The sequence below is a fragment of the Anaerobiospirillum sp. NML120511 genome, from assembly GCF_023050955.1.
Classification (GTDB): Bacteria; Pseudomonadota; Gammaproteobacteria; order Enterobacterales; family Succinivibrionaceae; genus Anaerobiospirillum.
Map to the genome: position 1 here is coordinate 15,742 of NZ_JALKIK010000032.1, position 12,668 is coordinate 28,409.

General features: G+C 52.5%; 6 protein-coding genes. 3 read left to right on the forward strand and 3 right to left on the reverse strand.

The window, feature by feature from the left end; genetic code table 11:
- Positions 1 to 130 precede the first annotated feature (130 nt).
- The 3 genes from tusA (at position 131) to glyS (ending at position 4,185) form a co-directional block, all read left to right on the forward strand.
- Complete coding sequence (gene tusA, locus MXE39_RS09150) at positions 131 to 376, forward strand: sulfurtransferase TusA (RefSeq protein WP_246976234.1); 246 nt, start codon at positions 131 to 133, stop codon at positions 374 to 376.
- A gap of 405 nt (positions 377 to 781) precedes the next feature.
- Positions 782 to 1,699, forward strand: a complete 918-nt coding sequence (gene glyQ, locus MXE39_RS09155; RefSeq protein WP_246976236.1) for a glycine--tRNA ligase subunit alpha — start codon at positions 782 to 784, stop codon at positions 1,697 to 1,699.
- A gap of 419 nt (positions 1,700 to 2,118) precedes the next feature.
- Entirely contained in the window at positions 2,119 to 4,185 is a 2,067-nt protein-coding gene (glyS, locus tag MXE39_RS09160; RefSeq protein WP_246976239.1) for a glycine--tRNA ligase subunit beta, read from the forward strand.
- Positions 4,186 to 7,021: 2,836 nt separating this feature from the next.
- On the opposite strand, the gene gyrB is transcribed toward glyS, so the two are convergent.
- The 3 genes from gyrB to dnaN all read right to left on the reverse strand — a co-directional run bounded on the left by gyrB (position 7,022) and on the right by dnaN (position 12,546).
- Positions 7,022 to 9,454, reverse strand: a complete 2,433-nt coding sequence (gene gyrB, locus MXE39_RS09165; RefSeq protein WP_246976242.1) for a DNA topoisomerase (ATP-hydrolyzing) subunit B — start codon at positions 9,452 to 9,454, stop codon at positions 7,022 to 7,024.
- Positions 9,455 to 9,485: 31 nt separating this feature from the next.
- Positions 9,486 to 11,051, reverse strand: a complete 1,566-nt coding sequence (locus MXE39_RS09170; RefSeq protein WP_246976246.1) for an AAA family ATPase — start codon at positions 11,049 to 11,051, stop codon at positions 9,486 to 9,488.
- A 325-nt stretch (positions 11,052 to 11,376) separates the two neighbouring features.
- Positions 11,377 to 12,546, reverse strand: coding sequence for a DNA polymerase III subunit beta (gene dnaN, locus MXE39_RS09175; protein ID WP_246976249.1), 1,170 nt, complete (start codon positions 12,544 to 12,546; stop codon positions 11,377 to 11,379).
- Positions 12,547 to 12,668 lie beyond the last annotated feature (122 nt).

Sequence of the window (12,668 nt, forward strand, 5' to 3'; positions counted from 1 at the left end):
CAGATAAACTTGTTGGGCATTGTTTGCTGATAGAATGCCCGGATAGCCCTCAGTGGGGCCACAGCCAGCCCTTTGAGTATGAGGCCAGGTACAGAATGATTGAAGAATTTACGGCCATGGAGATGAGCAAATGGCACAGACGCAAGAACAGAGCGTACTAGTTGACGGCATGGGACTGTCCTGTCCCGAGCCTCTGATGTTACTGCGCAAATGCATAAGAGAAAGCGCAGCCGGACAGCTCATTGAGCTGCGCTCAGATGACCCTGTATCGCTGCGCGATGTACCTGCATTTTGCAGCTTCATGGACCATGAGCTGGTCAGCATGCCCGATGAGGAGCATCCGCATCGCTTCTTAATCCGCAAGGGCGGAGCCTGACAGCTGCCGCTGCACAGCAGTGGGCCCGGCTGGCCCCATGACCGGGCCCACGGTCGGGCCCACGGTCGGGCCCACGGTCGGGCCCACGGTCGGGCCCATGGACTGGCCCATGGACTGGCCCATGGCAAGGACATGGGACTGCCCCGGGCATCTGCCTTTGTGGCTGGCTCCCTGCAGGCCGGGGCAAGCTCACGGGGGCATTATCACGCGTACTGGAGCCTGGGCGTGGCCATGGGGCCGGGAGGCTGTTTTTCAGGCCATATCTGAGTGGGAGCTATCTGGCACAGGCAAGCCATTATTGAGCATTTCTGATAAAATAATGTACTTTTATCATGGCCTGGAATGCCTGTTTATGGCTTAAGGCAGTGGACTAGCAGTTTTATTTTTAGTGGTCGGACTTATACGATGTCTAATAAATATGATCTACAAACCTTTCAAGGTTTAATCTTTACCTTACAGGACTACTGGATGACTCACGGTGGTTGCATGGTAGCCCAGCCATTTGACATGGAAGTTGGTGCCGGTACCTCCCACCCTATGACTTTCCTGCGCTCTCTGGGCCCTGAGCCAATCTCCTGCTGCTATGTTCAGCCTTCCCGCCGCCCAACCGATGGCCGTTACGGTGAGAACCCTAACCGTCTGCAGCACTACTACCAGTTCCAGGTAATTCTCAAGCCATCTCCTGACAACATCCAGGACCTCTATCTTGGTTCCTTAAAGGAGCTGGGCTTTGATCCAACTGTTAATGACATCCGCTTTGTTGAGGACAACTGGGAAAACCCTACTCTGGGTGCCTGGGGCCTTGGCTGGGAAGTATGGCTCAATGGCATGGAAGTGTCCCAGTTCACCTACTTCCAGCAGGTAGGCGGTCTGTCCTGCTTCCCTGTAACCGGCGAGCTGACCTACGGTCTTGAGCGTCTTGCCATGTATATTCAGGGCAAGAATTCCATCTACGACCTGATCTGGGCCCACACTGCCAATGGCGATGTCACCTATGGTGATGTCTTCCACCAGAACGAAGTTGAGCAGTCTGCCTACAACTTCGAGCACGCCGACACCGAATTCCTCTTCAAGATGTTTGAGCAGATGGAAAAGGAGAGCAGCGATCTGCTGGCCCTTGAAAAGCCACTGCCACTGCCAGCTTATGAGCGCATCTTAAAGGCTGCACACTGCTTCAACCTCCTCGATGCCCGTCATGCTATTTCCGTAACCGAGAGACAGCGTTACATTCTGCGCATCAGAACCTTATCCAAGTCTGTTGCCGAAGCCTACTACAAGTCCCGTGAGGAACTGGGCTTCCCAATGTGCCAGCGCGGCAGATAAGCAGACTGCACCTGCCCGACTTAGTGACGCTGCTGCACCTGTGCACTCAATACCTGCACAGCACCGTGCAGCCCGGTTTTAGATTTCTGCAATTCAGATTACAGACAGTACAGTCCTGACCTTGCCCGTTTATGCCATGGGTCAGCCCATCAGGGCTCTGCCATTGAGGCCCGGGACCATTTGAGGTCTGTATCAGCCCATTGAGGCCAGGGACCATCTGTGGTCTGTATCAGCCCATTGAGGCCAGGGACCATTTGAGTCCTGCACCATCCCTTTGAGCCATGTATCTGCCATTTAATCCTGTACAGGCAGTTGAGCCTGCAAAACAGGATAAGGTGAATGGTTTATGGTGCTCTAAGGCCAGTATCCCTGCCCTGCACCGATCAGTTCTGAATTGCCCTGTTGCTATCAGGTTAAACATGGAAAAGTTAAATTTACTCTTAGAATTAGGTACCGAAGAGTTACCTCCAAAGGCCCTGCGCAAGCTGGCTGAGTCTCTGCACGAGAACTTCGTCAGGGAATTAAACAACGAAGGCCTGAACTACTCCCAGTCCCGCTGGTTTGCCACCCCACGCCGTCTGGCCCTGATCATCAATGATCTGGACGTAAAGCAGGCTGATCGTGAGGTTGAGGTCAAGGGTCCTGCCGTTAAGGCTGCCTTTGATGCTGACGGAAATCCTACCCGTGCCGCCATTGGCTGGGCCAGCGCCAACGGTATCAAGGTTGAGGACGCTCAGCGCCTGACCACCGACAAGGGTGAGTGGCTGTACATCAAGTCCGTAAAGCAGGGTACTGAGACCAGAACTCTGGTATCTGACATGTTTGCCCGCTCCCTTGCTGCTCTTCCAATTCCAAAGCTCATGCACTGGGGCGACAAGCGTGATGAGTTCGTCCGTCCAGTTCACACCTTATGCATGATTTTCGGCAACGAGCTGCTTGACGGTGAGATTCTGGGCATCAAGTCCTCCACCACCATCAAGGGCCACCGCTTCATGGGCGCCCAGGAGCTGACCGTAAAGAATGCCGACACCTACGTTGAGCAGCTGCGCAACGAAGGTGCTGTTATTGCAGATTTTGAAGAGCGTAAAGCCTCCATCAGGGATCAGGTAACCCGTCTTGCTGACTCAGTAAATGGCAAGGCTGATCTTGATGATGCCCTGCTTGAGGAAGTTACCTCTCTGGTTGAAAACCCACATGTATTCCTGGCTTCCTTTGAGGAGCGCTTCCTTGAGGTTCCTTCCGAAGCTCTGGTATACACCATGAAGGGTGACCAGAAGTACTTCCCAATTTACGATGCTCAGGGCCGTCTGCTGCCTAAGTTTGCTTTCGTATCCAATATCAATCCTTCTGACACTACAGCCCTGATTTCAGGTAACGAGCGTGTAGTTCGTCCACGTCTGTCTGATGCCGAGTTCTTCTTCAGAACCGACCGCAAGCAGTCTCTGGAGTCCTTCTTCCCACGCCTTGAAACCGTTATCTACCAGCAGGATATTGGTACCATTGCCTACCGCTCCGGCATTGTTTCCCAGATCGCTGCCTATATCGCTCCTCAGGTAGGTGCTGACAAGGCTCTGTGTGAGCGTGCCGCTCACCTTGCCAAGTGCGACCTGGCCTCCACTCTGGTAACCGAGTTTACCGATACCCAGGGCATCATGGGCATGCACTATGCCGAGCTCGACGGTGAGGACAAGGACGTTGCTGCTGCTATCTTTGAGCAGTACTGCCCACGTTTTGCCGGTGACCAGATCCCAACCCGTCCGGTTCAGATCTGCGTAAGCCTGGCTGAAAAGCTCACCACCTTAATCGGCATCATGGGCATCAACCTCATGCCAAAGGGTGACAAGGACCCATTTGGTCTGCGCCGTGCAGCCATTGGCGTTATCCGTATCATTATCGAGAACGGTCTTGAGCTGAACCTCGTTGATATCATCAACAAGGGCTGCGAGTTCCTCAAGGACAAGTTAAAGTCCCAGGACACTGCCAGGAATGTCAGTGACTACATTTTTGCCCGCTTAAAGGCCTACTACCAGGATCAGGGTATCGGCGCTGAAATCTTCCAGTCCGTACTGTCCACCTCCCCTGTTTCCCTGCTCGACTTTGACAAGCGCGCCAAAGCCGTAGTCAAGTTCAAGGAGCTCAAGGAAGCTGAGGATCTGGCTGCTGCCTACAAGCGTGTTAACAACATCCAGGCAAAGAGCGGCCGCAACGATGCTGCCATCGATGAGTCCTTACTGCAGGATGACGCTGAGCGCAAGCTCGTTACCCATCTCAACAGCCTCATGCCAGTCATCAACGATCTGTATGGCAAGGGCGAGTACGACAAGGCCATGAGCACTCTGGCCGAGCTGCGTGACGATGTTGACAACTTCTTTGAGAAGGTAATGGTTAACCACGAAGATGCTGCCATCAAGAACAACCGTCTGGCCATCTTAAATCAGCTGAGCCTTGCTTTCTCCCGTACTGCTGACATCTCCGTCCTGTACTGAAAATAACAGACTGCTTTTCCGGGTAATAACTTTCCCGGCCTTAAAAAGGGTGGCCCCTCAGGGACCACCCTTTTTTGCTGCAACTTACCGCCTCTCTGCCTGCACCTTGCCAGCCAGCGGCTGTCTCCAGACCAGGCAGCCAGCGTCATGCCCGGCCACGGCCCCAGAGACCTGCTATCGTGCGGGCCGCCAGCACTGAGGCGCCATAAAGCACACTCAGCGCGCGCTGCAGCGCATAGTCCAGTGAAGGCCACCTCATATCAGTCATACAGTGCTCACGCGCCGCTGCGCGCCCTGCAGGGCCACTGCAGGGCCATACATGTCGCTGGCCATGGCCTTGACTGCAGCAGCAAGTGCTGCTGCAGCATCAGCTGCCGCAGCATTTGCTGTCCAGTCTCAATCTGCTCATATCCCCTGACAACCTTCTCTTTGCTTATGCAGGCAGTCCGCCTGCATCTTATTTCATTTATTTATATCAATATATTATCCTGCATCTCACGCGATGGTTTATAGACCATATTGGACAAACTTTATAGTACATATATAACCGGAGCTGTTGCAGGTTGTGGAATGTTTGCGAATGCGGACATGAGGCCTGGCAGGTGATGAACTGGAGATGGTGGTCTGGATGAGGTTTAGAGCTTGTGGGATTCTGATTTAAATGCCGAAAATCTGCTTGTGGGAAAAGTGAATTTGTTCTTGTGGGATTGCCATGATTTTCGGAATGTTACCGTTTACTTGCTGGCAGCAATTTTGTGCTGCGCTGTGAGATCAAAAAGTTGTGGGAAAAAGTTTTTTCTGACTGGCTGAGGGCGTACTCAATTGTGGTGGCAGTTTGCTGCCACTGCTGATGCCTGTGTGGGGCGAAAGTGCTGTCATGTGTCGGGACAGGTATAGTGTGCGACTACGACAAATTTTTTGCGGCGATTAACTTGTGGGATGTTGATTCAATTGCGGTGCAGCAGCTGATTTCAACTTGTGGGAAAAATATTTTCGCCAGGTGAAAAGCATTTGCTTACAACTTGTGGATTACTTTTGATCGCAAAAATTTTTACTTGTGGGATGGGCCTGTTTATCAAAAGCAAATTCATTTTTAGCTGCATTTGTTCCACGTGGAACAATGCCCCAGGCCACCTGGCAGTACCCAGGTCGACAGCGCAGGGTGGGAGGCTGCTGTAAGCCTGTGGGAAATTATTTGTGACAGAAAGAACGCTGGCTCCGAGGTGCAGAGCGCAGCTGCCGGGCACTGGGAACAGTTGCTTGTGGGATGCCCTTATTTAAGCCCTTTATGGCCAATGTTCCACGTGGAACATTCCATGAGGACAGGACAGATGGGGCCTGCCAGGTATCATCCCCGCACATGACTTTCAGCTCTGAGGCTGTGGGAAAACGCCGGGAATAAATTGCAGCTCATCGCAGCAAAAAACTTGTGGGATAGTAAAAAAATCGGGCAATGTTCCACGTGGAACAATTGCCCGTTTTATTTACTTGTGGGATGCCGATGCAAATCAAATTTGTGACGGCTCTAAAAAATTTTTCAGCCTGTTTAAGCCATTTATCTGCTTGTGGGAAAAATTCCATGATTTTTGTTCCACGTGGAACAATTGTACAGATCTCTTATTATTTACCCAGCGTGAGGGACTACTTGTGGGAAATATACCAAAATGTTCCACGTGGAACATCAGCCTGTGGGAAAGGGTAAAGAAAGGGTATTTCCAGGACCTCAAAAACACCTGGCCTGTCCCGGGTGTTCCACGTGGAACAATTATTCCATAGATACAACATATGCGTTAATTTTGCCCATATATAAGCCATTTACTGCCATACATATATCGTGCAACAGTCGTTATGGGTGTTAAAAATGAGCAGAGATCAGGGCGCAACAGCCCCATGGAGGGATGGTGTTTTTCAGGCGCACAAAGGCCGTGGAACATTGTGGGAAAATGTTCTACACCATATATCTGGACTTTGGAGTAACAGCCCGCCGCAAGCTCCCCTCCATACTGCCATGAGGGCAGACGGATCAGGTGCGTTACCAAGGCGCAAGGCCGCAAGGACGCGGAGCGCAAAGACAGATCCTGGCCTTTCCCGGAAGGACTTTGTTGCTGGCACAGCCAGGGGAGCCATGACCGAATGAGCTTGTGGGGAACATTATTGCTTTTTGTTCCACGCGCGCAGCAGACAGCATAAACGTCAGATGCTGGCATTATTCAGACAATGCCATGATCCGCAGTACTCAGCCCTGCAGCTGACTGCTGATCGCACTGACGCTTTGACGCACCGACGCGCTGGCGCACTGACCACAGCAAAGCCCTGCTGCAGCTGTGGCTGCTGTTGCAGCAAAAGTTGCAGCCGTCCTGGGAACGGGTCAGCGGACATGAGCATGGTTGCCATGTCTGACCTGAGGTTTGTTTGAGGAGAAACTGTAAGTCCGCACGCACCCAGACCGGGGAACACTTCCGCATTTTGTTCCTCAGCAAGCTGCGCTCTTACAGATTATTTGATGGATGGATGCTGCCGTACAGCGGCCACAGTGTGCCGAACTACTGCCGCTCGGCGGCCGCTCGGCAGTCTGACCGCTGCCTGGTGCAGGCAATACCTGCGGCCCGGCGCCGGACAGCGGGCAGCAAAAAGGCAGCTTCACCAGGGAAACTGCCTTTATGTTGTTTGAAGCGGGCTGCTGCCCACCTTGATTCTGGTCCTGCCAGGCCGGTTATGCGCTGTTTGCAGGACCTGGCCATAGCCATGGCTATGGACAAGGTCAGGGTCTGGGCCGGAGCCAGGGACGTGGCCTGAGCACAGGCATGTGCCTGTGCCTGCGCCTGCGCCTGATGGATTAGATATCCAGGACGGCGCGCTCTGCGTTTTCGGAAATGAAGTTACGACGCTCTTCAACTTCCTCACCCATGAGCTTGGTCAGCAGGCTGTCAGCCTCGATAGCATCGCTTATGCTGACGCGCAGCAGGGTACGGGAGGCCGGATTCATGGTGGTATCGGACAGCTGCTCGGCACTCATTTCACCCAGACCTTTGTAGCGCTGAATCTTAACGCCGCTGAAGCCTTCCTTCATCAGGGTTTCATAGGCCTCGTGGAAGTTGCTTACTTCGAACTGCTTGTTGCCTGAGCGTACAAATGCGCCCGGTTCAACCAGATCGCAGATCTTTCTGTTCATATTCTTGAGCAGACCGTAGTCGCCAGAATCGAAGAAAGCTGAATCCAGGCAGTACTCGTAATCCATGCCGTGGATATGGTGAATGATGACAGGGAAGTAGTAACCGGTCTGTTCATCATGACGCAGCTGCCCCTTGAAGTGCAGACCTTCTGAAGGAATGGATGGCAGACGGGCAACAAAACCGTCCATCCACTCCTGCATCTGCTCCTGATTTGCCAGCAGCTCACGGGTAATGAGCGGGTAGTACATCAGATTGAGCAGGATGTCTTTCTGAATACGTGAAGACATCTTAGGCAGCGCAGTCATTACCTTGTTGTAATCGGTAAACAGAGACTCAAGAGCCACGCCGCTTACCGGAGCAGCCTCGGCATTAACATGCAGGCTGGCATTATCAAGAGCCAGAGAGGTGCGGTACTGCAGAGCTTCCTTGTCGCTCTGTACATAGACGCTCTGCTTGCCCTTCTGGTAACGGTAAAGAGGTGGCTGAGCGATGTAAACATAGCCGCGCTCAATGAGCTCAGGCATCTGACGGTAGAAGAAAGTCAGCAGCAGAATACGAATGTGGGCACCGTCCACATCAGCATCGGTCATGATGATAACGTTGTGGTAACGGAATTTGTCAGGATCGTACTCGTCCTTGCCTACGCCACAGCCCAGAGCGGTAATCAGGGTACCAATCTGCTGTGACTGAATCATACGGTCAAAGCGGGCCTTTTCCACGTTGAGGATCTTGCCTCGCAGCGGCAGAATGGCCTGGAACTTGGAGTCACGTCCGCCCTTGGCAGAACCGCCTGCAGAATCACCCTCTACGATAAACAGTTCGCACAGGGCAGGATTCTTTTCACGGCAGGAGGCCAGCTTGTCAGGCAGAGAGTTGATATCAAGACCACCCTTCTTGCGGTTGAGATCACGGGCCTTGCGCATGGCTTCACGGACACGGGCAGACTCGATGATCTTCATGCAGATAACTTCTGCGTCGCCTGGATTTTCTTCAAGGTAATCGTTGAAGCTGTCACCCATGGCAGCGTCAACAGCATTGGCAGCCTCGGAGCTGACCAGCTTGTCCTTGGTCTGGGAGGAAAACTTTGGATCAGGCATCTTGACTGAGATAACTGCAGTCAGGCCCTCACGGGAGTCGTCACCTGAAGTGCTGACCTTGTGCTTCTTGAGCAGGCCTGAGGCCTCAAGGAAGTTGTTCAGGGTACGGGTCAGGGTGCGCTTGAAACCCATTAAGTGAGTGCCACCGTCCTTCTGAGGGACGTTGTTGGTAAAACAGAAGATGCTCTCGTTGTAGGCATCAGTCCACTGCATGGCGATCTCAATCTGGATGTTGTCCTTGTTGACGCTGCGGCAGTGGAAAATCTTCTTGTTCAGTACGTTCTTGCCCTTGTTGAGGTAATCAACAAACTCAAGAATGCCACCCTCGTGGTAGAAAGTCTGAGTCTTGCCCTCAACACGCTCGTCGCTCAGGATAATTCTGATACCGCTGTTGAGGAAGGCCAGCTCACGCAGACGCTTTTCCAGAACCTTGTACTCAAAGGTGGTAATGGAGAAGATTTCAGGGCTTGGCCAGAAACGTACGCAGGTTCCGGTGTCATCAGCATCAGCAATGGCGTCAAGAGGAGCCTCAGGCACACCGCCATTGAGGTAGACCTGCTGCCATACCTTGCCCTGACGGCGAATGGTAAGCTCAAGACGGTCAGAAAGGGCATTTACTACGGAAATACCTACACCGTGCAGACCACCTGAAACCTTGTAGGAATTGGAGTCGAACTTGCCACCGGCATGCAGCACTGTCATTACCACCTGAGCGGCAGAAACGCCCTCTTCAGGGTGGATATCAACAGGAATGCCACGGCCATTGTCCTTTACGGAAACAGAGCCGTCCTTGTGGATAGTTACTTCGATGAGATTACAGAATCCGGCAAGGGCTTCGTCGATGGAGTTATCAACGGCCTCGAAAACCATGTGGTGCAGACCAGAGCCGTCATCAGTATCGCCAATATACATGCCAGGGCGCTTTCTTACAGCCTCCAGGCCATGTAAAACCTTGATGCTGTTACCGCCGTAGTTATCTTGGACGTCTTGCTCAGACATGGTGACCTCTTTTTTGCGCACATGATGCAGCTCAGGCGGTCTGGTCTGGAGTGACCATGCCCCTGTTCAAGCTGAAAATCTTGTATTCGGATCTGTGTTTGGGGAAGAGAAGCTCTTGTTGAATATTGCTGATAAAGACCTGATGATTACACTGCAGAAGTGTATTGAGCAATATTTTCTGGGAATTGTCATCTAACTCAGAATTGAGATCATCGATGAGGTAAATGCAGGCCCTGTCGGTCTGTTGTTTGAGGAGCATGCCCTGGGCAAGTCTCAAAGCATAAACCAGCATTTTAAGTTGTCCACGTGAGAGGGTTGCACCTGCAGAAATTGTGTTGTTTTTAATACGCAGATCAGCCCTGTGACAACCATAGTAAGTATATCCCAAAGCCTTGTCTTTTTCAAGGTTTCGGGCCATCAGCGACCGCAGATCCTGGCTTTTATCCCACCCGTAATTAAGCTCAAATCTGATCTTGAAATCGGGCAGAAACTGACCAATTATTTCCTGCAGAATTACCCGCAGATCTTCAAGGTAACGAAGTCGCTTTTCGGTAATCTTTTCAGACAGCTGAGCAAGGCTTTCATCCCAGATGGAAATTTCCTGAGCAGGCGACATTATGCCTGACATCAGCGGCGCGCCACCCATGGCATCAGCCATGGCTGCAGGTCCAGCCACTGGATCGGCACCCTGGCCGTATGCAGCCACTGATGCCGGTACTGTGGCGCCGGACAGGGCCATGCTTTCCTGGGGCGCAGCGGCTGCTGCCAGAAATCTGCTGAAAGCTGAGGTGCTGCCACCAGATGTGCCGGTGACGGCAGCGCCCGCACCGACAAAGCCCGCGCCCATGACGGCACCATCATCCCAGCCCTCGATCGGAGCGGCTGAGGCATCGGTACTCATGCCGGTCAGATCAGGGTTGCCTGACAGGACATCCCCGGCAGACAGGCCTGAGACACCAGCCCCGGCAGACATGCTGTCAGCCCCTGGGCTGAACCATTCAGGTCTGCCCTGAGGCACCATGGAGGACAGAGCCGGATCGGAATCAGGATATGAGGCAAATGAGCCATAGCCCTTGCGTTTGTAAGCCTCGCGGCGCAGCAGCGAATTGCGCTGCCTGAGCACCTTGCGGTAGTTGAGCCACAGCGCTTTGAACTCAGGATCGGTGTAGTAAACACCCCAGTCAATGAAGCTGCGGCGCCCCTCTGACTCCCTGGTAACCAGCTCCACACCCTGAGGATGAATGATTTGCACACAGATATGGTCAATCAAATCGACCATGCGGGCAACAGGATTGGAGTTAAGCCTCATAACCGGCTTTTCACCACGGGCACGTGACAGTCCCAGAGTACAGTCTGTTGGCTGATTGTCCTCATTGAGCAGAGCAAAGATATTAAAGCGCTGAGAGCCCTGACGAATCATGTACTGGTATGAGCTGGTACGAAATGAACGGGCCAGCGACAGATAGTGAATGGCCTCAAGAATTGAGGTCTTGCCACTGCCGTTTGGTCCGCAGATAAAGTTAAAGCCCGGAGAAGGCTCCAGCTCTGCATACTGCAGATTACGAAAGTCATTGATTACCAGGCGCTTTATGTACATCGCTGCTCTCTCAACTGTTGAGTATGGCGCTCAAAGTGCTGTTCCCAAATGACAACAAAGCCCCTGCAGTACAGGCAATGGCCTGTCCTGCAGGAGCAGCTGCGTAACCGGTCCTGTTCTGACCGGTCAGATAATAACTGGTCATGACCGTTCTGAGCAGGCATCACACTGTCAGTGCAAAGGGCCTGAACCATGGTCACAGTCACGGGCTGTGAGCCTGCTCCCTGGTAACTGTCCAGGGGCTGGGCCCAGAGAACTGTCCCGGGGCACCCTGGTCACAGTCACAGACTGTGCCCGGGTATCTGTCCTGTGCCTGCGCTTATGTTTAAACCACGATGTGGCTTACAACATAGCGAACCCTGACGCCCATTTCATTGATTTCCTCATCAGGGCGGATCATGGTGTTGTTGTAAGGAGGGCTGAAGCCGAAGACTACATTGTCAGTCTCAATGGCACCCAGGAACTCCTTGAGGTAATCGGAGTTGAGGTTAACCTCACGGTGAGCATCCTGCTCAGGGAAATCGATAGGTATGTGAGCAGAACCGATTTCATGATCGCTGTTTTGAGAGTGGATACCCAGGCTGTTGTACTCAAAAGTCAGGTTGATGTGGTTAAAGCGCTTGTTGGAGAACAGAGCAACACGCTTTACATAGGTCTTTAGATTGGAAAGCTCAACCCTGACCTCAGGCTCACACTGTCTTGGCAGAACGCCGCGTACATTAGGGTACTTGCACTTGAGCAGACGGTTGGAAATGGTGAAAACACCCACGCTGGTGGAAATGATGCTGTCGGTAACGCTGATATCGAGCATGGTGTCACTGCTGGCAATGAGCAGCTTCTGCAGCTCGGTTACGCCCCTTAAGGTCATGGAGAACTGCATCTCCTTGCTTACAGGGTTGGCCAGAGTGGTCTCAATGGCAGCCATACGGTGACCGTCCAGAGCAAAGACAGCCATCTCATTGTCCTTGAGCTCAAAACGTACGCCCTTGAGGTACTCACGGAAGTTTTCACGTGACACGCAGAACAGGGACTTGTCGATCATGAAGCGCAGCTTCTTTTCTTCAATGCTGAAATTGCTGGCCTCTTCCTGAGCGCTCTCATCATTTTCAAAGGTAGGGAAAGAAGCCTCATCCTGGAGCAGACGGACACGCAGAGAGAAGCGTGCACTGCCGGATGCGATGTTAATCTGCTCGTTTTCAGCATTGAGCTCAATGCAGACATCATCACCACTGCCCAGGACCTTGAAGAAGTCATTGGCCTTGCTGGCCTGCATTAAGAAGGAGCCTTCTGATTCACATGCACCCTCAGGCAGCGGAATCACAGCCTTAAGCTGTACGTTATTGTCAGAACCGGTCAGGGTCAGAGACTCTCTGGTTACCTTGAATAACACAAAGAGGGTCATATCGTCTGGATTGCCGTTGCTGTTGGCGGTACAGATATTGGCAACCCTGGTAACAGGGTCAATAATTGTCTGTACTGGTACAGTAAATTTCATTTGTATCCCCAGGGAGCCATCAGAACACCGATGGCATCCATATTATGCGGACCACAGTCCTTCTCAGTGAAAAATTGAAACCTGCCTGACCTGGACGGTCAGACAAGCATGAATCTGCTTGT